Source organism: Marinomonas sp. 5E14-1 (genome assembly GCF_039939215.1).
GTDB lineage: Bacteria > Pseudomonadota > Gammaproteobacteria > Pseudomonadales > Marinomonadaceae > Marinomonas.
In genome coordinates this window covers 129790-150615 of sequence record NZ_JBDXMW010000002.1, presented here as the reverse complement: position 1 = coordinate 150615, position 20826 = coordinate 129790, and the positions used below count along the sequence as shown (strand labels likewise).

General features: G+C 42.0%; 25 protein-coding genes and 1 tRNA gene. 16 read left to right on the top strand and 10 right to left on the bottom strand.

What is annotated here, in order from left to right; genetic code table 11:
* The first annotated feature begins 82 nt into the window (after positions 1 to 82).
* Together rpe and ABFY09_RS02340 are read left to right on the top strand one after the other, a co-directional pair.
* Complete coding sequence (rpe, locus tag ABFY09_RS02345; protein ID WP_347982686.1) at positions 83 to 754, top strand: ribulose-phosphate 3-epimerase; 672 nt, start codon at positions 83 to 85, stop codon at positions 752 to 754.
* Positions 754 to 1434: a phosphoglycolate phosphatase gene (locus ABFY09_RS02340; RefSeq protein WP_347982685.1), complete on the top strand. Its 681-nt coding sequence runs from the start codon at positions 754 to 756 to the stop codon at positions 1432 to 1434. Before rpe ends, ABFY09_RS02340 begins: the two co-directional genes overlap by 1 nt.
* Positions 1435 to 1516: 82 nt before the next feature.
* On the opposite strand, the gene ABFY09_RS02335 is transcribed toward ABFY09_RS02340, so the two are convergent.
* Together ABFY09_RS02335 and ABFY09_RS02330 are read right to left on the bottom strand one after the other, a co-directional pair.
* Complete coding sequence (locus ABFY09_RS02335; protein WP_347982684.1) at positions 1517 to 2638, bottom strand: mechanosensitive ion channel family protein; 1122 nt, start codon at positions 2636 to 2638, stop codon at positions 1517 to 1519.
* A 62-nt stretch (positions 2639 to 2700) separates the two neighbouring features.
* On the bottom strand, positions 2701 to 4032 hold the full coding sequence (locus tag ABFY09_RS02330; protein ID WP_347982683.1) for a magnesium transporter: 1332 nt from the start codon (positions 4030 to 4032) through the stop codon (positions 2701 to 2703).
* 295 nt (positions 4033 to 4327) lie between these two features.
* On the opposite strand from ABFY09_RS02330, the gene ABFY09_RS02325 reads away from it, so the two are divergent.
* From ABFY09_RS02325 to ABFY09_RS02310, 4 genes are all read left to right on the top strand, one after another.
* Positions 4328 to 4906, top strand: a complete 579-nt coding sequence (locus tag ABFY09_RS02325) for an aminodeoxychorismate/anthranilate synthase component II (RefSeq protein WP_347982682.1) — start codon at positions 4328 to 4330, stop codon at positions 4904 to 4906.
* A 9-nt stretch (positions 4907 to 4915) separates the two neighbouring features.
* The gene (trpD, locus tag ABFY09_RS02320; RefSeq protein ID WP_347982681.1) at positions 4916 to 5956 is read left to right on the top strand and encodes an anthranilate phosphoribosyltransferase; all 1041 of its coding nucleotides are present in this window, start codon (positions 4916 to 4918) and stop codon (positions 5954 to 5956) included.
* Between the two features lie 26 nt (positions 5957 to 5982).
* Positions 5983 to 6798 (top strand): indole-3-glycerol phosphate synthase TrpC, encoded by an 816-nt coding sequence (gene trpC, locus ABFY09_RS02315; protein ID WP_347982680.1) that lies wholly within the window; start codon positions 5983 to 5985, stop codon positions 6796 to 6798.
* Positions 6799 to 6859: 61 nt separating this feature from the next.
* Complete coding sequence (locus tag ABFY09_RS02310) at positions 6860 to 7267, top strand: OsmC family protein (protein ID WP_317002860.1); 408 nt, start codon at positions 6860 to 6862, stop codon at positions 7265 to 7267.
* Between the two features lie 76 nt (positions 7268 to 7343).
* Here ABFY09_RS02310 and ABFY09_RS02305 read toward each other — a convergent pair whose 3' ends face one another.
* The 8 genes from ABFY09_RS02305 to flgA form a co-directional block, all read right to left on the bottom strand.
* The gene (locus ABFY09_RS02305) at positions 7344 to 7595 is read right to left on the bottom strand and encodes an ArsC/Spx/MgsR family protein (RefSeq protein WP_347982679.1); all 252 of its coding nucleotides are present in this window, start codon (positions 7593 to 7595) and stop codon (positions 7344 to 7346) included.
* Positions 7596 to 7609: 14 nt separating this feature from the next.
* Positions 7610 to 7762, bottom strand: coding sequence for a hypothetical protein (locus ABFY09_RS02300; RefSeq protein ID WP_347982678.1), 153 nt, complete (start codon positions 7760 to 7762; stop codon positions 7610 to 7612).
* Positions 7763 to 7788: 26 nt separating this feature from the next.
* Positions 7789 to 8805 (bottom strand): ACR3 family arsenite efflux transporter, encoded by a 1017-nt coding sequence (gene arsB / locus ABFY09_RS02295; RefSeq protein ID WP_347982677.1) that lies wholly within the window; start codon positions 8803 to 8805, stop codon positions 7789 to 7791.
* A gap of 10 nt (positions 8806 to 8815) precedes the next feature.
* Positions 8816 to 9520: an arsenical resistance protein ArsH gene (arsH, locus tag ABFY09_RS02290; protein WP_347982676.1), complete on the bottom strand. Its 705-nt coding sequence runs from the start codon at positions 9518 to 9520 to the stop codon at positions 8816 to 8818.
* 263 nt (positions 9521 to 9783) lie between these two features.
* Positions 9784 to 9858: transfer RNA gene (locus ABFY09_RS02285), tRNA-Arg, on the bottom strand.
* 133 nt (positions 9859 to 9991) lie between these two features.
* The gene (locus tag ABFY09_RS02280; protein WP_347982675.1) at positions 9992 to 10471 is read right to left on the bottom strand and encodes a flagellar protein FlgN; all 480 of its coding nucleotides are present in this window, start codon (positions 10469 to 10471) and stop codon (positions 9992 to 9994) included.
* Between the two features lie 35 nt (positions 10472 to 10506).
* Positions 10507 to 10821, bottom strand: a complete 315-nt coding sequence (flgM, locus tag ABFY09_RS02275) for a flagellar biosynthesis anti-sigma factor FlgM (protein WP_347982674.1) — start codon at positions 10819 to 10821, stop codon at positions 10507 to 10509.
* A 114-nt stretch (positions 10822 to 10935) separates the two neighbouring features.
* Complete coding sequence (flgA, locus tag ABFY09_RS02270) at positions 10936 to 11628, bottom strand: flagellar basal body P-ring formation chaperone FlgA (RefSeq protein ID WP_347982673.1); 693 nt, start codon at positions 11626 to 11628, stop codon at positions 10936 to 10938.
* Positions 11629 to 11768: 140 nt separating this feature from the next.
* On the opposite strand from flgA, the gene ABFY09_RS02265 reads away from it, so the two are divergent.
* From ABFY09_RS02265 to ABFY09_RS02220, 10 genes are all read left to right on the top strand, one after another.
* The gene (locus tag ABFY09_RS02265) at positions 11769 to 12698 is read left to right on the top strand and encodes a chemotaxis protein CheV (protein WP_347982672.1); all 930 of its coding nucleotides are present in this window, start codon (positions 11769 to 11771) and stop codon (positions 12696 to 12698) included.
* A gap of 60 nt (positions 12699 to 12758) precedes the next feature.
* Entirely contained in the window at positions 12759 to 13595 is an 837-nt protein-coding gene (locus ABFY09_RS02260) for a protein-glutamate O-methyltransferase CheR (RefSeq protein ID WP_347982671.1), read from the top strand.
* 210 nt (positions 13596 to 13805) lie between these two features.
* Positions 13806 to 14198, top strand: a complete 393-nt coding sequence (flgB, locus tag ABFY09_RS02255; RefSeq protein WP_347982670.1) for a flagellar basal body rod protein FlgB — start codon at positions 13806 to 13808, stop codon at positions 14196 to 14198.
* A gap of 5 nt (positions 14199 to 14203) precedes the next feature.
* Positions 14204 to 14653 carry a flagellar basal body rod protein FlgC gene (gene flgC, locus ABFY09_RS02250; RefSeq protein WP_317004866.1) on the top strand — a complete coding sequence of 150 codons (450 nt, stop codon included), beginning with the start codon at positions 14204 to 14206 and terminating at the stop codon, positions 14651 to 14653.
* Positions 14654 to 14663: 10 nt separating this feature from the next.
* Positions 14664 to 15371, top strand: a complete 708-nt coding sequence (locus ABFY09_RS02245; protein ID WP_347982669.1) for a flagellar hook capping FlgD N-terminal domain-containing protein — start codon at positions 14664 to 14666, stop codon at positions 15369 to 15371.
* Between the two features lie 13 nt (positions 15372 to 15384).
* A complete protein-coding gene (locus ABFY09_RS02240; protein ID WP_347982668.1) occupies positions 15385 to 17082 on the top strand; it encodes a flagellar hook protein FlgE in 1698 nt (565 codons plus the stop codon).
* Positions 17083 to 17212: 130 nt separating this feature from the next.
* On the top strand, positions 17213 to 17956 hold the full coding sequence (gene flgF / locus ABFY09_RS02235; RefSeq protein ID WP_347982667.1) for a flagellar basal-body rod protein FlgF: 744 nt from the start codon (positions 17213 to 17215) through the stop codon (positions 17954 to 17956).
* Between the two features lie 62 nt (positions 17957 to 18018).
* Complete coding sequence (gene flgG / locus ABFY09_RS02230) at positions 18019 to 18804, top strand: flagellar basal-body rod protein FlgG (RefSeq protein WP_347982666.1); 786 nt, start codon at positions 18019 to 18021, stop codon at positions 18802 to 18804.
* A gap of 13 nt (positions 18805 to 18817) precedes the next feature.
* Positions 18818 to 19675: a flagellar basal body L-ring protein FlgH gene (locus ABFY09_RS02225; RefSeq protein ID WP_347982665.1), complete on the top strand. Its 858-nt coding sequence runs from the start codon at positions 18818 to 18820 to the stop codon at positions 19673 to 19675.
* A gap of 55 nt (positions 19676 to 19730) precedes the next feature.
* On the top strand, positions 19731 to 20819 hold the full coding sequence (locus ABFY09_RS02220) for a flagellar basal body P-ring protein FlgI (RefSeq protein WP_347982664.1): 1089 nt from the start codon (positions 19731 to 19733) through the stop codon (positions 20817 to 20819).
* The last annotated feature ends 7 nt before the right edge of the window (positions 20820 to 20826 follow it).

Sequence of the window (20826 nt, the reverse complement as noted above, 5' to 3'; positions counted from 1 at the left end):
TTCAATACTTCTTTTGTGTGCCTTGTTAAAATAATGACATACTTTCAAACTATCTTTTATTGTGTCACCGCTGGAGTCAGATATGAATGATTTTATCATCGCACCTTCGATCCTTGCTGCCGATTTTGCTCGATTAGGCGAAGAAGTCGATCAGGTTTTAGAAGCGGGAGCAGACATCATACACTTTGATGTGATGGATAATCATTATGTTCCCAATTTAACGATTGGTCCTATGGTCTGTAAAGCACTGCGTAAGCATGGTGTGACGGCCGATATTGACGTCCACCTTATGGTGAAGCCTGTTGATCGCATGATTGGCGACTTTATTGAAGCGGGTGCTTCTTTTATTACTTTTCACCCAGAAGCCAGTGAACATATAGACCGATCTTTGCAGATGATTCGTGACGGTGGATGCAAAGCAGGACTAGTTTTCAACCCTGCAACGCCTTTGCATCATCTTAAGCATGTTATGGATAAAGTGGATATGGTGCTGTTAATGTCGGTTAACCCTGGATTCGGTGGGCAGTCATTTATTCCAGGAACATTAGACAAATTGCGTGAAGCGAGAGCGTTGATTGATGCGAGCGGCTACGATATTCGACTTGAAGTTGACGGCGGCGTCAGTGAAAAGAACATCGCAGAAATTGCCAAAGCCGGTGCGGATACCTTTGTTGCTGGGTCTGCCATATTCGGTAAAGACGATTACAAAGCTGTGATTGATTCCATGCGAGCTGAATTGGCGAGTGTGCGCTAATGAAAACACCGAAACTTTTTTCAAAATGGTTTGAAGGTTGGCCTGAATTGGTGTGTCTCGATTTAGATGGCACCTTGGTTGACAGTGTTCCTGATATTGCGGGTGCAGTAGATGCGTTTTTAGCTGAGCTTGGTGCGCCTTTGGCTGGTGAAGACTTGGTGCGTACATGGGTGGGTTTTGGTTCTGCTAAATTGATCGAACAAGCGTTGGAGTGGGCAAACCTTGATGCTGAAAAGCATGAAGAAGCTTATCGAATTTTTCTGATGCATTATCACGCTCATTTAACTGACAGAACGACCTTATATCCTAACGTGACGGCCTTATTAAAAGCACTAAAACATAATGGTGTGCCTGTGGCATTAATCACGAATAAGCCAAGCGTTTTTGTTAAGCCTATGTTGGATTATTTTGGACTGACTGAGCAATTTGGCTGGTTATTGGGTGGCGATACACTGGAGGAGAAGAAGCCTTCTGCTTTGCCTTTGTTGCATTGCAGTGAGTCGATCGAAGCCTTGCCTGAAAAATGCTTGATGATTGGAGACTCGATTACCGATTTTAACGCAGCGAAAAATGCTGGATTCAAGTGTGCTTTGGTGACTTATGGGTATCATCAAGGCTTTGATCTTGCAGGTTTAGGGGCTGATGCGGTGATGGACGACTTAGCCGAATTACTAATGTGATTCTAATGAAATAGATTCGTAAGAATTGATTTAGAGGCGCCAAGTGGCATATCCACTTGGCGTTTTTTTTATGGCTTAAATGTTATTTCTTTGAAGACGATTCGACTTCAGCTGGTGGCAGCATATTGCCATTGTCTGTCATATGAACTGTGTGAGTAGGAAAGGCCACTTCGGCGCCATGAGATTCAATGATGTTCATTGCTTTGAAGAGAACATCTTCTTTCACATTATGAAAAGTTCGCCAATCTACTGTTTTCGTGTAGGCGTAGATAAAGAAGTCCAGAGAAGAGGGGCCAAATTGGTTGAAGTTCACCATGTAGACTTGCTCTGTATCGAGGTCTTCGTGATTCGCAACCATGCTCTTAATTTCAGCCAAAATAGTTGGCAAAAGGCTAAAGTCATCATAACGTACACCAATGGTTTCATTGATACGACGATGTGTCATCCGAGACGGGTTTTCGACAGATATAAGAGAAAATGTTGCGTTTGGAACGTATAGCGGTCGCTTATCAAAGGTGCGAATGCGAGTCTGCCGCCAACCAATATGCTCTACAATGCCTTCAATATTTTGGTCTGGTGAACGAACCCAATCACCAATGGCAAAAGGCCGATCCAAGTAGACCATTAATCCACCAAAGAAGTTTGCCAATAAGTCTTTCGCAGCAAAGCCAACAGCAATGCCGCCAATACCGCCAAAGGCCAATACGCCTGAAATACTGTAGCCAAGCGTTTGTAATACCACCAAAGCAGATGTGATGATGACAGAAGCGCGCAATAACTTACTAATAGCGCTTGCGGTTGTGTAATCGACATTGGTTTTTACCTTGTCTGAATTAACAATGGCTTTTTCGCTTTCGGTAATACAGCGCAAAATAAACCAAGTTAATAGAACTATGACGCCTATTTCTCGGACAGCTGAAATTAAGGATGATAAATCTGGGTCGATCTCTGTTCCTGAAATTTCTGCTGCAACGCTTAGACCGACCAACCAAATAAAGGCGCCAGCAGGTTTTTGTGCCGCGATAATGAGTACGTTATCCCAAGGTGTTTTCGTGTACTCTAGCTGTTTATCGAGACGCATTAAAATACGATGGACAATAAAATTGACGATTAAGGTGACTGAGACAATCAAAAATACACGGACAACCCAATGCATGTCTGTGTCACCTAGACCTAAGTATGTTTGTGCTGTTTCCCAATTCATTATAAGTTCTCTATTTCTGTTGTACGGTTCATGTATGGTTTTTATTTCTCTAAGATCTCTTCTTAAAGTAATAGCAATGTACCCAAGCCTAAAAAGGCAACAAAACCAGCAATATCGGTTACCGTGGTTAAAATAACGGAGCCAGATAAAGCAGGGTCGATTTTCAATTTATCGAGCAATACAGGAATCAATACGCCAGACAGGGCTGCCATTAAAATATTTACAATGATGGCCAAGCCGATTACCGTACCAAGCATTGGACTTTCAAACCACCAAAGGGTGATGCAGCCAATGACAATAGACCATAAAATGCCATTTAAACCACCGACTTTTAGCTCCTTACTGAGTAAGGATTTTAAGTTGCTTCGGGTGATTTGCCCGAGCGCCAAGCCGCGAACAATTAAGGTTAATGTCTGACTGCCTGCGATGCCTCCCATGGATGCAACGACAGGCATTAATACTGCCAAGGCGACGACCTCTTGCAAGGTCGCTTCGAAGATTCCAATAAAAGCCGATGCTAAAAAAGCCGTCAGCAAGTTAATGCCTAGCCAAATGCCACGGGTTGCTGCGCTGCGTTTTATTGGTGCGAATAGATCCGACTCTTCATTCAAACCTGCTGTCGCCATTTGTTGTGCTTCATGCTCTAAACGCCAAGTCTCCATAGCAAGGCCTGCATGGAAGCGACCTAATAAGACTAGACTCTCGTCCACCACAGGCAACGCAGAAAAAGCAGAGCGCTCTAATTGTTCTGCTGCCTTGGTTAACTCTGTATTAGATCGAATAAAAGAGCATTCCTCATCGATGAGGCTGGAAATAGGTTCATGACCTTGAGCTTTGAAAAGTTTGTCGAACTTTACGCAGCCAACCCAGCGACCAGTGCGGTTTACCAAGTACACCATGTCCGTATAACTTGGTGTTTCTTTTTTCAACAATCTAAGTGCTTCTGATGTTCGAATAGATTGTGAAGCAATCAGCAAATCGTGATCAATCCAACGACCGACAACGTCATCGTCGTAAACTATACCTTGTTGGTAGTATTCACGTTGTTTGTTGTCCATCTGGTTTAGAGCGATATCAACTAAGCGACCCGGCAAGGAATCGGCTATTTCTAAAAGGTCTTCCGCGTCTACATCAGTGAACAGGGTTTCTATTTCGATGTCGTCTAGCTCTTTTAAAAGCAATTGACGAGATTCTCCGCGCATTTCAACCAAGATATCAAGGCGGTTTGCTTGCTTGATGTTCGCCCAAGCCTGCTGCCTTTGGGCAAGAGGGATAGATTCTAGTGCCAGTGCTACATCATCAGGAGTAAGCTCTGAAATAGCTTTATTGATGGACTCTGTTGAGTGTTCGTCATTGATAAGAGTTTCGATGAGGTCAGCGACTTGGCTATGCACAGGAGATCCTTAAAAAACACTGAAAAATTGACTGTAAAGATAGCATGTGAGCTAGTGTCTTATACAATAGTTTGTTTACCAAACAAGGCTTTGTTTTTGCAAAGAATTATTGAAATATTTCCAGAGTATTGAGAAACCAAGCTAATCAAGAAAGTAATGAAAGGAGCAGAACAATAATAGTTTTCAGCGTGCAAATCCTTTAAAATCACGGACTATTTTTTTCGATTCTTCTTTATCCAATGTTTTGAACAGGCAAATAGAGCCTCAGAAAAGCAGTTTCATGAGTTAATCTGACATGCTGTTAATGATCGATAATTACGACTCTTTTACTTATAACCTTGTGCAGTATTTTCGTGAATTGGGCGCGGATGTGCAGGTGTATCGTAATGATGAAGTATCGATAGAAGATATTGAGCAACTTTCCCCTACTCATTTGGTGATTTCTCCAGGGCCTTGTACGCCTAATGAAGCGGGCATTTCAATGACTGCCATTGCGGCATTTGCTGGAAAAATTCCGATATTAGGTATTTGCTTAGGCCATCAAAGTATTGCTCAGGTCTTTGGTGGAGAAGTGATTCGTGCTAAAAATGTTATGCACGGTAAAACCTCACTTATACATCATCAAAATACCTCGGTATTTTCGGGGTTGCCTAACCCGCATATGGCGACACGTTATCATTCCTTGATTGTGCCTGCTAATACTTTGCCGGATTGTTTTGAGGTAACGGCTTGGTGTCAAAATGACGCGGGTGAACAAGAAGAGGTTATGGGAATTCGACATAAAGAGTTGGCGATTGAAGGAGTGCAATTTCATCCTGAGTCGATTCTTACTGAGGCAGGACATGCTTTATTAGCAAACTTTTTAACACGATAGGAGAGGCTGGTGGATATTCAAAAAGCGATTGCTGCCGTTGTTGAGCGCCAAGATTTGAGTGGCGATGAAATGCGTACGGTGATGAGTGACATCATGACTGGAAAAACCACACCAGCACAAATTGGTGGTTTTCTAATTGGTTTAAGAATGAAGGGCGAGACGGTCGAAGAAATTAGCGCTGCTGCCCAAGTTATGCGTGATTTATCAAACAAAGTGGATTTGGATTCTGATCATATTGTAGACACCTGTGGAACAGGTGGCGACGGCGGAAACTTATTTAATGTTTCGACTGCATCTGCTTTTGTGGTTGCGGCAGCAGGCGGTAAAGTTGCGAAACATGGCAATCGCTCTGTTTCCTCTAAATCAGGTAGCGCAGATGTGCTGGAGCAGGCTGGTATTTACCTTGGTTTGGATGCTGAACAAGTTTCTCGATGTGTGGCAGAAATTGGCTTAGGCTTTATGTTTGCACCTAATCATCATTCAGCGATGAAACATGCTATTGGTCCTCGTAAAGAAATGGCGACACGTACGATTTTTAATTTGCTTGGGCCGCTAACCAACCCTGCAAATGCGAAGCGCCAAGTGATGGGTGTGTTTGATCGTAAGTGGGTTCGCCCAATTGCTGAAGTGTTAAAAGCGCTTGGCAGTGAGCATGTTTTGGTGGTTCATTCGGAAGACGGCTTGGATGAAATGAGTATTGCCGCACCCACTTTTGTGGCAGAACTAAAAGATGGCGTTGTTTCAGAGTATACGGTTTCGCCAGAAGACTTTGGGATTCCATTGCAATCAATCGATACGATTCAGGCCGTAGACTCAAGTGACAGTTTGGCGTTGATTAAAACAGCGCTAGAAGGTAAAGGTAAAGTTAACCCTGCACGAGATATCGTAGCGTTAAATGCGGGCGCAGCGATTTATGTTTCAGGTATTGCCGATACTTTGGCAGAAGGCGTGAACATTGCTGAAGATGTCATTGGTGGTGGTACCGCTAGAGTTAAAATGTCTGAGTTGGCGAGTTTTACACGCTGTTTTATGAATCCCGACTCACAGTAATAAAAATAAATAGGAGCGGCAGCCTAATGCAAATAGAAACACCAACCATTTTAAAGAAAATTGTTGCTCGTAAATACGAAGAAATTAACGAGCGCAAAGCTCATACACCTTATAGTAATTTAGAAGTGGCTGCGTCTGTTACGAATGTTCACAACGCGCCTCGTGGTTTTGCTAATGCTTTGAGACATCAAATTGCGATTGGCAAAGCGGGAGTGATTGCAGAAATTAAAAAAGCCTCTCCAAGTAAAGGTGTTCTGCGTGAGAACTTTGTGCCTGCAGATATTGCTCGATCCTATGAAAAAGGCGGAGCGGCATGTTTGTCTGTTTTAACAGATCGTGATTTCTTTTTAGGTCATGAGGACTTTTTAGTTGAAGCTCGTAGTGCATGTGGATTACCAGTTATTCGTAAGGACTTTATTGTCGATGAATATCAAGTATTAGAAGCCAGAGCCATTGGGGCCGATTGCATTTTGTTGATAGCGGCGTGCTTGAGCGGAGACAAACTACGTCAGCTCGATCATATGGCGCGTGATCTTGGTATGGATGTCTTGGTTGAAGTACATAATCGTCCAGAGCTTGAGCTGGCGTTGGAATACACAGAAACCGAGTTGTTTGGTATTAACAACCGCGATTTACACACGTTTGAGCTGAGTTTAGATCACACTTTTGAGTTGATGGACAGCGTTCCGTCTAACCGTCTTATTGTGACGGAGAGTGGTATTCACACTCAAGATGATGTGGCGCTAATGCGTGAGAAGAATATTAATGCCTTTTTGGTTGGCGAGGCCTTTATGCGCGCTGACAATCCGGGTGAAAAATTAGCTGAGTTGTTTCTGTCTTAATCAACGACATTACGACTGATTAAAGATAACTTCGGACACAACAGATAATGTAGGTTAAATGATGAAAACGAATGTAAGCTGGCAAGAAGATGTGCATTTTACGGCCGAGACAGGCTCTGGTTTTAAAGTAGAAATTGATGGCAATCAGGTTGCAGGGCCAAGACCTATGGAATTGCTGCTTGCTGGATTAGGTGGTTGTACTTCTTACGATGTGGTTGGGATTTTGAAAAAATCTCGCCAAGACGTTGTGTCTTGTGTTGCTCAAATTGATGCAGACCGTGCGGATGCGGTACCTGCTGTTTTTACAGAGATTCGAGTTCACTTTGTAGTCACTGGTCGTAAGTTGAAAGAAAGTGTGGTTGCTCGTGCGGTGAAGCTATCGGCAGAAGAATACTGCTCTGCATCTTTGATGTTGGAAAAAGGTGGCGTGAAAATCGTTCATAGCTTTGAATTGGTTGAAGCTGAGTAAGTTCATAGTCTTCTTGCGATTTAAGTATAAAAAAAGCGCTTTAGGCGCTTTTTTTATACTTAAAATTTATTGTGCGCTATTTTACGCGCTTCCCTTGCTCGTCAATGATCATCTCACCATCTTCCTTATAGAAAGGTGTAGCAGGCCAGTTATCCAATAAGTTTAAAACAGCCTCGCTTGGTCGGCATAAACGAACCCCTTTGGAAGGGCAAACTAAAGGGCGATTGACAAGTATTGGGTGTTTTATCATGGCGTCTAATAGTGCTTCATCAGAAACCTCAAGGGATAAAAGCCCTAATTCCTCAGTGGGTGATTTTATCGTACGCAATGCCTCTCTTGGTGTTAGATTTGCTGCGGAAAAAAGCCTTGCAGCTGTGCTTTCGTCCAACCTTCCTGTTGATAATCAATGATGGTTGGCGTGTAGCCTGCAGCTTGAATGACATTTAAAACGTTTCGAGATGTACCACAGTCAGGGTTATGGTAGATCACGATCATGTTATAACTCCTTTATAATCAATGCTTTACTTGAACCAGTGTTGAGTTCGGTTGGCAAACCAAACTAAAGACAGCATGACTGGGACTTCTACAAGAACGCCCACCACAGTAGCAAGCGCTGCTCCTGAATGAAGGCCAAACAGAGAAATGGCCACCGCGACAGCCAGTTCAAAGAAGTTTGAAGTGCCGATCATGCAAGCTGGCGCTGCGATATTGTGTGGCAATTTCATGGCTTTGGCGAGCCAGTAGGAGATGGCAAAAATCCCATAAGTCTGAATTAGTAAAGGGATGGCAATCAGCACAATCGCTTCAGGTTTAGAAAGAATCGTGTTGGACTGGAAACCAAATAAAAGTGTTACTGTTGCAAGCAAACCAATGATTGACCAAGGCTTCATTTTCCCAAGGAAATTATCAAGCTTAGAGTGGTCATTGTTTTTATCGAGCTTTTTGCGAGTTAAGGCGCCAACAACGAGAGGGATAAGAACATACAGCACAACGGACAATAACAGTGTCTCCCAAGGCACGGTTACATCGGTTACGCCCAGTAAAAAGCCAGCAATAGGCGCAAAGGCAAATATCATAATGATATCGTTGATGGATACTTGAACAAGTGTGTAGTTCGCATCGCCTTTGGTCATTTGGCTCCATACAAATACCATGGCAGTACAAGGAGCAACGCCAAGTAAAATCATACCTGCGATGTATTCTGTCGCAGTGCTTGGATCAACCCAATCAATGAAGAGAACTTTGAAAAACAACCAACCTAAAAAGGCCATGGAAAAGGGTTTGATTAACCAATTAATGATAAGAGTTAATACTAATCCCTTTGGTTTCTTACCTACATCTTTGATGGACGAGAAATCGATTTGTACCATCATTGGGTAAATCATCAGCCAAATTAAGATGGCGATTGCAATGTTCACATGTGCGTATTCGAATGTCGCAATTACGCCGAATACGTCAGGCACTAAATGGCCAAGCCCAATTCCAGCTAAAATCGCTAGGCCGACCCATACAGATAAATAACGCTCAAAAAGTCCCATGAAAAACTCCTTATAATGATTTTTGATTAACGCGTTCGCTAAGTTGTTCTGCGCTTTCCGATCGCTCTGAGTAACGATCTACAAAGTACTCTTTTTTGTCTCGCATTAATAAAGTGAATTTCATCAGTTCTTCCATCACATCGACGATTCGATTGTAGTAAGGGGAGGGCTTCATACGGCCATCTTCTTCAAATTCTAAAAAGGCTTTTGCGACAGAGGATTGGTTAGGGATGGTCACCATGCGCATCCATCGTCCTAGGATTCGCATTTGATTGACTGTGTTGAATGACTGAGAGCCGCCACATACCTGCATAACAGCCAATGTTTTTCCTTGAGTTGGGCGAACACCGCCAATACTCAGTGGAACCCAATCAATTTGGCTTTTGAAGATGCTGGTCATTGAACCGTGGCGCTCTGGTGAGCACCAAACTTGGCCTTCTGACCAAATCATTAATTCTCTCAATTCTTTAACTTTAGGATGAGATTCATCTTCTGTGTCTGGCTGAGGTAAACCTTGAGGGTCAAAAATACGTGTTTCGGCACCGTAAGCTTTAAGTAGTTCTGCACATTCTTCAACGACTAAACGGCTGAAGGATCGTTCTCTTAATGAGCCGTATAAAAGCAATATTCGAGGTTTGTGTGGAAGTGAAGAGGTTTTCATTTTATCCACATCAGGAAGGTGGAAAGAGTCTTTGTTGATGTTAGGCAGATTCATGTTAGGTGCTTCTATTGGGTGTAGCCGTTCAAATAATCAGTAATTTGAATCTGGCTTTATATATGAATAACAATATATGAAATTTCACATATGCTGTTTGTTTGGTCAATGCTTTTTCATTAGGTAGATTAAATGAACCCGATAGACTGATAACTATAAACCTTAGATATGTCAGTTTTTTGCTGTTGTTGATTTGAAAGATAAGTAAATGAAATCTCAGAGAAGTTTTTGATAGCGCAGAGAGGAGGGTATTTACAAGAGTGTGGTGTCCCTGGCAGGAATCGAACCTGCAACTAACCCTTAGGAGGGGTCTATTATATCCATTTAACTACAGAGACACTTCGCGAGTGACTATATCATTTTTCATTTTTGGGTTAAACCTAATGATTGTTAATTAATTGTTTATAAAGAGGATTTTTCCTTGTAAAAGGAGTAGTGAGAAAAGGTATTGTTAGATTTAACTAAGTTGGTTTAAGCCTTGCCCAGTGTTTGTTTACTGCTGATTGGGCGAGTCGAGCCACGAGCAGTATACACTTTGTTTTTTCCACTATGGCCTTGTAGAAGCTCAAATAAATGTTTGTTGCGTTTTTGCAGTGTATTTAGAATGCGAGAGTTGGTGTTGTTTTTTGTCTTGCAGGTTCTAAGTAGGCTTTCACATTCCCTCATGAGTAGACGAACGTCATCCATAGAGCTGTCTTGTTGGTCTAACCAGTTCTTAAACTCTTCTTCGGTTGGTTTTTTTCTATCTATAATGTCGAACTTAATGAGCATGTTTACTCTTTTCTCATTAAGTTGGTTCATTTCATCAAGCAAAGCTTGCTTGTGTGCGGATAGATCTATGATTACTTGGCTGTCTGAGGCGCTATAAGCAAGGCGCTCGTCATCCAGAAGCATAGAGAGCTTTTCGAGAGTCTCTTTGCTTCTGGTAAATATGGATGCAATTGGAATCATAAGTTAAACCGTTTAAAACCTAAGTGATTAACAGTTTAGAAAAGAGAATCCATAGAAGCCATATTGTTCGCTAGCTGCTGGCTATTTATTTTGTATTCACCTGCAGAAATGGCTTTTTTAATTTGTTCCACTTTATCCATATCGATATCTGGTAAGTCACCGATCTTAGACTGTTGGCTTTGTAGTGTTTGTGCTGTACCACTTAATTTTACTGTGTCATCAGCTAACGTTCCGCTACTTTTTACTGCGCTCTGTTTTTCAGTTGCGCTCCCTGCCACATCATCTTTCTGCGAACGTTCGCTTTTAGTGATGGTGCCTTGGTTTGATAGACCTGTTAAATGTATTGCCATTGGGTTTTTCCGCCCTTTTATGATTTGCCTGTCTATATTGTCGGCTATGTCTCTAAAAACTTTAGTGGTAATCAAAAATAAAAAAGAATTAATTGTATGCCAACGTGTCTATGTTCAATAGTTTACAAGAACCTCACTGCTAGTTACAACTTTGGCGTATACAATTCGTTCAGAACTGGTGTTTTTTACACGTATTTGTTGTCCTTTTGTGCCGTTTTCTAAAGCAACACCGTTCATCTTGACTATAATGTTCCCATTGCTTGCTGTAATAAGCACTAGGTCGCCTTTTTTAACTAAGGTCGGTTGGTTGGTCAAATTATCTGTTATATAGGTGTTGATGCGTAAGTTGCGTGAGGCAATCAGGCCGTAAGGTGGATTCTTTGCCGTAAAAACTTGGCCTCTTAAAGTTGATATATCAACATCGCCAACACCCGTGTTAGTTTTGTTTATTTCTTGTCCTCGATTGATGGGGGAAATAGTTTTGATTGCTGGAATAGTGATGAATTGAGTAACTGGTACGTAGGATTTCCATACAGGTGAATCACAGCTAACTTCATAAGTTGTGCGCTTATCGGCCTCAGGCCTTTGATTTGTAACTATAATGGTGCCAGCTTCGCAGATAGGTAAATAATTTAATGCTGCTAGGTTATTCAAAGAAACGGCAACATCGGCTTCTGGATATATTTCTAGTAATCGAGGTATCTCTACTTGGTTTATGTAGTGATTAATTTGCTTTTCAATAGATTCTGCAAATATTAAACTTGCTTGGAAGTAAAAGAAGGCTATTGTTAGCCTTATGATTCGCATGATTAGCTCTCTTTGTTTATTATTACGTTATAAATAAGATAGTTAGTAAAATCTGATAAATCACTTTATCATTGGATGATGTAACTTAACAATTATGAGGTGATACCTCAGTATGATGTTTGCACATTTTGGAGGCGTTTATGGCTGGAGTTTTGGATACTGTTAATCAACGTACGCAGTTGGTAGGTGAAAACCGACTAGAACTGTTATTATTCCGCTTAAACGGTAAGCATCTTTACGGTATCAATGTTTTTAAGGTGAAGGAAATTCTTCAATGCCCTAAACTTACCTCTATGCCTCATAGCTCACATGTTGTTCGAGGTGTGGCTCATATTCGTGGCGGAACAATTCCCATTTTAGACCTAGGATTGGCGACAGGTGCAAGCCCGATTGAAAATATTGATCAATGCTTTGTCATAATTACTGAATACAATCGTCGTATACAGGGATTCTTGGTGCGTGGCGTAGAAAGAATCGTAAATATGAACTGGAGTGATATTCAGCCACCACCAAAAGGTTTGTCTAATGATAATTATCTGACAGCTGTATGTCAGGTAGAGAAAGAGATGGTTGAAATCCTCGATGTTGAGCAAATTCTTTCTGAGGTGGCGCCAACCCGTCAGGATATATCTGCTGGCATTGTGGATGATAGCGTTCAAGAAAATGCAAAAAAACACCACATTCTGATTGTAGATGACTCCTCTGTTGCTCGTAAACAGATTAAGCGTTGTATGGAGCAGGTGGGTTTTGAGACAACTGTCTTGCATGATGGTCGTGAAGCGCTTGATCATCTTGAAAGTCTAGTGGCTGAAGGCAAAGATATTACAGAGGTATTTTCCATGGTGATTTCAGATATTGAGATGCCTGAAATGGATGGTTATACCCTAACAACCGCGATTCGGAACGATAGCCGCTTACAAGATTTATTTATCCTGCTTCATACATCATTAAGTGGTGTTTTCAACGAGGCGATGGTAAAGAAAGTTGGGGCAGATGGCTTTTTGGCAAAATTTCAGCCAGATGAGTTGGCTCGATTAGCAATAGAAACAGTACAGGCTCAAACGGAATAGTCGGTAGGCTCCTTTTCGGTTGGTTTTATTTAATGGGCTTCTACCATATATGGAGTTTTAATGCTCAGTAGTACAAATGTAATCACACCTAATGGATATATTAGGTTTAAGGAATACCTTCAAAAGGTATGTGGTATATCCCTTAGCGATAATAAGCAATATTTGGTGGCTAGCCGTTTAGGGCGAATTTTAGAGCGAGAAAACTTTACTAAAATTGAGCAATTGGTTGATGCACTTGAAAAGTTTGGTAATGCAAAACTTAAAGAAGAAGTCGTCAATGCAATGACAACCAATGAAACACTTTGGTTTCGTGATACTCATCCTTTTACTATTTTAAAAGAAAAGATATTACCTGAAATGTCTTCAACTCCTTTGCGAGTTTGGTCTGCTGCTTCTTCTACAGGTCAAGAACCGTACTCTATTAGTATGGTGATTGAAGACTTTAAGGCTTCTCGTCCAGGTGTGATGAAAGCTGGTGAGAAAATTATTGCGACAGATATCTGTACCAATATACTTCAGCATGCAAAACTAGGTGAGTATGACAGTTTAGCGATCGCTCGTGGCTTAGAGGCAGACTTTCAGAAACGCCATTTTGACAAGATCAATGAACAAACTTGGAAGATAAAGTCTCACTTGAGTTCTAGAGTGGAGTTTCGTTATTTGAATCTAATAGATTCATTTGCTGGTTTGGGTAAGTTCGATGTTATTTTCTGTCGCAATGTTCTGATTTATTTCACTGGTGATCTGAAGATAGATATTTTGAAAAGAATGCATGCAGCTTTAAAACCCGGAGGTTATTTGTTCTTAGGTGGTTCAGAAGCGTTGAGTGGTCTTTCAGCTTACTTTGAGATTGTACAATGTCATCCTGGTATTGTTTACAAGGCTAAAGCCTTATAATCTTATAATATTGCAAAAGCCTTATTAAAAAGCCCGCCTTAATTTTTTAGGGTGGGTTTTTTTGTCTTTGTTTTCCTTGTTTATGGTTTGCCGCTTTTTGCCGTTCCTCTAAATAAAAACTATAACCTATTGAATTATATGTTAATTTTATTTTGGCATCATAATTGCTTTATATTATTTAGTTTATGATGTTTTTAATTTGAGGGTTTAATGGCTATATCTTTTGCGAGTGCATTTGCAGGACACGATAAGACGCTAGAGTTTAGAAGTGCTAGAGCGGCAGTGCTTGCTAATAATATCGCTAACGCCGATACGCCTAACTTCAAATCGCGAGACATCAGCTTTGATTCTATGCTTAACGATGCTAGTAACAAACTGCAATTAGCGGGTACAAACTCTAAGCATATATCAGGAGAAGGTTTTTCGTCAGGTTCCGATGCGCTTTTGTATCGAAACGCTAATCAACCTTCTTTAGACGGAAACAATGTCGATATGCAAAGAGAGCAAGCGGAATATGCGCAAAACTCCTTACAGTTCGATACAAGCTTTATGTTTTTGGATAGAAAAATTAGTGGCATGAAAAAAGCGCTTACAGGGAATTAATTACGATGTCTTTAAGTAATATTTTTACAATTTCTGGATCTGCAATGAGTGCTCAAACAGTACGTTTGAACACAGTAGCCAGTAACATGGCAAATGTAGACAGTGTTGCTAGCTCAGCAGATCAAACCTATCGTGCTCGTAAACCTGTATTTTCGCAAATGATGAATGACAGTATGCGTGAGTTTGGTTGGAGTAATGCCAGCATGGATGATAGTGGTGCTGGTGTGGGTGTAAAAGTAGATGGCATTGTTGAATCAGATGCGCCGTTACAGCCTAGATACGAGCCAGATCACCCAATGGCAAATGAAGAAGGGTATGTGTTCTATCCGAACGTGAATCCAATAGAAGAAATGGCAGATATGATGTCAGCTTCTCGATCTTTTCAAACGAATGTGGAAATTATGAACTCAGCAAAAAGTATGATGCAGAAAATGCTCACACTTGGGCAGTCGTAGGAGCTAACAGATGGCAAATATATCTGACACTAAAGGCCTAGGTAATCTGATCTCGCAATATGGGACAGATTCAGCTAAGGCGAAAGCCGGTGTTGAAAAGCCTGCGACCTCTACAGAAGAAACGGGCGCGTTAGCGGATCAAAATGTGTTTTTGAAGCTATATATTGAGCAGCTTAAAGGGCAGGATCCAACTGCACCTCAAGATGCGAATGATATGGTGGCTCAGATGTCACAGTTTAGCTCTTTGGAGCGTTTAACTGGCATATCAGATCAGCTTGAAACTATGGCAACGTCTTTGACTTCTAATCAAGCGCTTAGTGCTTCCACTTTGGTGGGGCGATCTATTTTGATGGAAGGAAGTACGGCAAAAATCTCTGAAGGTTCGGATGATGTTCAACTGAAGACAACGATTCCAGAAGATTCTAAAACGGCCACACTGAAAATATACGATGAAAACAATGTTCTTGTTCGTACGTCTACACTGAATTCAGGCGACTACAAATGGGACAGACTAGATGATGAAGGAAATATTTTGCCGCCTGGTGAATATCGCTTCGCAGCATCATCAACGAATGATAAAGGTGAAATCTCAGCTATGACAACACGTCTACCGACACGTATCCAAGGTGTTACGATTAATGGCGAAGATGGAACCGTTTTGAATGTGGAAAACCACGGCAAAATCAAACTCACAAACGAATTAGAAATTTTAGGGTAATTGGGAGAGTATTATGGGATTCAATACTGCACTATCTGGCATTAAAGCTTCTGCTGATTATTTAAGTGTGACGGGTAATAACATTGCCAATGCTGACACAACGGGTTTCAAAAAGTCTCGTATAGAATTTGATGACCTTTATAATACAAGCGTTTTGGGTGCTGGTAGTGGTAACAGTATTGGTTCTGGTGTGAGCGTTAGTAATGTCTCCCAAGAGTTTTCATCGGGCAACTTATCTTATACTGATAATAACCTCGATATTGCTGTGGATGGCGCTGGCTTTTTTGTATTGGATGCTGGTGTTGCTCAATCCTATACCCGAGCGGGTAACTTCAAATTAGATGAAAATGGTTTCTTAGTAACGAACGATGGTAGCAATGTGCAAGGCTACAATGCCGTTGACGGGATCATTGGTGGTAATTTGGAAGATATGACAATACCAAACGATCGTATTCCTCCAGAGCCTACGACAGAAATGTCTTTAAAAGTTAACTTGAACTCTAAAAATGAAGATGTCCCTCCGTACATAAAAGCTGAGTTTGATCCGCTTGATCCTGATACTTACAACTTTACTCAAACTCAAGGTGTTGTTGATGCCAATGGTAGAACTAATATAGTGACCTACTATTATGCTAAGAGTGAGCTGCCAAATACCTACCAGGTTCACGCCACAGTAAATGGTGCAATGTTGGATGATACTGGCGCTGCGTTTATGGATGAAGCGTTTGCGACTTTTAATTCGGATCAAGAAGGGGTGGATTATAATGGTGATGGGGAGAATGAATTGCCATTCGAGCTTTTATATATCGGTGGGGCGCAGCCAACAACAGCTGATATTGAAGCGGGAACCAAAACACCTTTAACAGTGGCTGGTACATTGAGTGGGATAGCGATTAACTCAACATTGGCACCTGAAGACGTGAGAGATTCTAGCTCTGTAGGGCGTGAGGCATTTGATCCGCTTGAGCCAGAAACATACAACTACAGTAATACTCGAACGGTTTATGATGCTTTAGGTGAAGCGCATACACTGGGGTACTACTTTATTAAACAAGGTGAAGAGAATACTTACGAGTTGCGCGTGACAATGGACGGTGAAGAAACTTTTGAAGATCCTATAACAGGTGAAGATACTCGCTTTTTGGAAAGTAATACTTCAGTGTCTTTTGACGCGGCAGGTAACTTGCTTGGCGCGTATCGAGGTTTGCCTCCATTTGATATTGCGGAGCCGATTTCATTAGAGATTCTAGGGGTTGATCCGACAAACCGCGGTCGTATTACGCCATTGGATCTAAATGGTTCTACGCAGTATGCATTGGCAAATACAGATACGTTTGATCAAGACGGTTTTTCTGCTGGTGAGCTGCAAGGTATCTCCTTTGATAGTGATGGCTTTTTGATTGCTAATTACACAAACCAACAAACGGCAACACTTGGCCAGCTTGCCCTAGCAACTTTTGATAGTACTGACGGTCTTATGCCTAATGGGCATACGTCTTGGTTGGCTAGTAAGAGCTCTGGTCCAGCTGATATTGGTCGTCCAAATAGCGGCACATTAGGAAAAATTCAAGGTGGAGCGTTAGAAGAGTCTAATGTCGACTTAACGTCTGAATTGGTTGCATTGATTGAGGCGCAGCGTAATTATCAAGCAAACAGTAAAACATTAGAAACAGAAAATACTGTCACACAGACGATAATAAACCTTCGTTAATTTTCTGGAGAGAGAAGATTTAGGCCGAAGCAACTATGTTGTTTCGGCTTTTTTTTGTTTGTTTTTTTAAGTTGGTATGATTCTTGATATGTATTAATTAAATGAAACAAATTCTTCTAGGAGAGCGGCAGTGGATAAGGCCTTATATTTAGCAATGAGTGGTGGTGTACAAACCATGAATGCTCAAACGATACACGCTAACAATCTGGCAAATGTCAGTACAACAGGTTTTCGTTCTGACTTTGAACAAGCCCGCTCTATGCAGGTTTATGGGGATTATCATCCTAGCCGTGTGTACGCTATGACAGAGAACCCAGCGACACGTTATACCCAAGGTGACATGATTCAAACTGGCCGAGATATGGATGTTGCGGTTGCCGGAGAAGGTTTTATTGCGGTTTATGATGAGCGTGGCCAAGAGGCCTACACTCGTGCCGGAGACTTGCAAATTAATGCCGCAGGGCAACTTGTGACAGGACGAGGTTTGCCAGTCGCCGGTGTCGACGGTCCTATATTTTTACCGCCTTTGGATAATATCAATATCATGTCAGATGGGTCGATTTCTATTGTTCCTCAAGGTGGCGCAGGCAATGAAGTAGCTGTATTGAACCAAATTAAATTGGTCAATCCAGATACTCAAAATTTACGGAAAGAAGAAGATGGCTTAATTCATTCCCGTGACGGTCAAGTGTTTGAATTGGATCCTAACGTGCAACTTGTGAGTGGCTTTGTTGAAGGTAGTAACGTGAATGCGGTGGAAGAAATGACGCACATCATGAACCTTTCCAGAAGATTTGAAATGAATGTCAAAATGATGGACACGATTCGAGAGAACGCTAATTCGTCAGCTCGAATATTACAACGTGCTTCTTAGGTTTCATTGATAGACAACATCAATAAATAATTGTTATCAGAGATAGAATAACAGAGGTTATTATGAATTCAGCATTGTGGGTAAGTAAGACTGGTTTAAGCGGAATGGATAAACAGTTGAACGTGGTAGCCAACAACTTGGCTAACGTTTCGACAACGGCTTTCAAAAAAGACCGTGCTGTATTTGAAGATCTTATGTATAAAACGGTTCGAGCACCTGGTGGTTTGAGTGCTCAGAATGCTGAATTACCTTCAGGTTTGCAATTGGGTACAGGTGTTAAGGTTGGAGCGACGCAAAAAGACTTTTCTAACGGCGATTACAACATGACTGATAGGCAGCTTGATGTTGCGATTCAGGGTAAAGGTTTTTTACAGGTTTTGATGCCAGATGGAACAATCGGTTATACGCGAGACGGCAGCCTTCAGTTGAACAGTGAGGGGCAAATAGCAACTTCTGGCGGATTAGTGGTTGAGCCGGGTATTCAAATAGATCCTAATGCCATTGAAATCATGATCGCCGAAGATGGCATCGTTTCTGTTCGAATGTCTGGTGAAGCGGATGCACAGGAAGTCGGTGCAATTAACATTGCGGGCTTTATTAATCCAACAGGATTGAGCGCATCTGGTCAGAATATTTTTACTGAGACAAATGCTAGTGGGCCGCCATTGGTAGGCGTTCCAGGAACAGACTCTTTAGGTACCCTTGCTCAAGGTATGTTGGAAGCCTCCAACGTAAATTCTATTGAAGAGTTGGTGAATATGATTACCACTCAGCGTGCTTATGAAATGAATTCGAAAGTGATTTCTGCAGCGGATGGTATGATGAGCTTTGCGATACAGCAGTTATAATAGTGTGTGGAATATGATGAAGATTAAATTTCTCCTTTTGATTTTGTGTAGCTTGTCCTTGTCGGGGTGTTTGACGTGGGACATAGATCAACAAGCGGTGGCGAACGCGGCAGCAGCTGGTGCGGCAGACGCAGTTGCAGATGCCGTAATTGACGCAGTAACGGATGAGGAGGAAGAAGAGGAAGTCGAAGAGGCTGAACCAGAGGAAGATGCTAGAAAAGGATATGTTCCTGACGGGGATGATCCTTTGAATGGCCCTTCGATCACTCAAAATATCCAATCTGATGATCCTTATTATACGCCTGTTTATCCAAATGGAATGAGCCCTTCACAAGCGCCAACAGGTGGAATATATCAGGTGGGAATGGGAGATGTGTTTTTTGGTGACCAAAAGGCCAGTAAGGTTGGTGACATCCTAACGATCAACCTGAATGAGACGACGACTTCAACCAAAGCGAATGCTGCGACAGTGTCAAAATCATCTTCTGCAACGATTGAAAACCCTACTGTGTTAGGTGAAGAGTTGAGAGTAGATACAACCTTGCCGCAGCAAGGTACGGACTTCACTGGAAATGCCTCAGCTAACCAGAATAATAGCTTAAATGGTACTATCTCGGTAACAGTATTTAGAGCGTACCCTAATGGTCTGTTAGCTGTGCGTGGTGAGAAATGGTTGCGCTTAAATCAAGGTGATGAATACATTCGTTTCTCTGGCATTGTTCGTAAGCAAGATATTGCACCTGATAACACGGTTGAATCTGAACGTGTTGCAGATGCTCGCATTACCTACTCTGGTACTGGCGATGTAGCGGCAGGCAGTGAACAAGGTTGGGTCAGTCGTTTGCTGAATTCCAGTAACATGCCTTACTAATTTGAATTTGATGATATAAATAAACGGAAGACACTCTCTTTCAATAGGTGATGTAATGAAATACGTAGCGCTAATAGTTTTATATCTTTTGTCTTTTCCAGCGCAAGCGGAACGACTGAAAGACATCACCAGTGTTCAAGGTGTGCGTGAAAACCAGTTATTTGGTTATGGTTTGGTGATTGGCTTAAATGGGACAGGCGACAGTACGCCTTTTACTAATCAAAGTTTTGCCAGTATGTTGTCTCGATTCGGTGTTACTTTGCCAGAGGGGGTAAGTGCAACCTCCAAGAATGTGGCGGCAGTTTCCTTAACGGCTACTTTGCCAGCTTTCTCAAAGCCGGGCCAAAAAATTGATGTAACAGCGTCTTCTATCGGTAATGCGAGCGCATTGCGTGGCGGTACCTTGCTTTTGTCAACTTTGAAAGGAGCGGACGGTGCTGTTTATGCTATCGCTCAAGGTAATTTAGTGATCGGTGGATTAGGTGCGAATGGTGAGGATGGTTCACGGACATCTGGAAATATCCCGACTGTTGGCCGTATTCCTAATGGCGCAAGTGTAGAGCGAGTGGTTCCGAGTAGCTTTAACTCTGGCGATACCCTGACGTTTAACCTTAATCGTCCTGATTTCACAACCGCTAAGCAGGTTTCAGATAAAATTAACAATTTATTGGGTGATGGCGTGGCAACCACGCTTGATGCAACATCCATTCGAGTAACAGCACCAAGAGATCCGAGTCAGCGTGTGACTTTCTTATCCATTCTGGAGAACCTTGAAGTTGATGTGGCGGAAGAACGTGCACGTATCGTGATTAATTCACGTACAGGTACTATCATTATTGGCCAGCATGTAAAAGTATCTCCTGCGGCAATTACACATGGCAGCTTAACCGTGACTATTCAAGAAGTGCCTCCGACTGTTGGTCAGGATGGAACTGTGACAGGAGGGGAGACGATAGTGTCGCCTCGTGAAGGAATTGAGATAGGTAATAACAGTGGTCACATGTTTGTTTTTGACCCCGGTGCGTCACTGAATGATATTGTAAGAGCGGTTAACCAAGTCGGTGCTGCTCCTGGTGATGTGATGGCGATCCTTGAAGGGTTAAAGCAAGCAGGCGCCATTAATGCAGACTTAGTTGTTATATAGGTCGTTT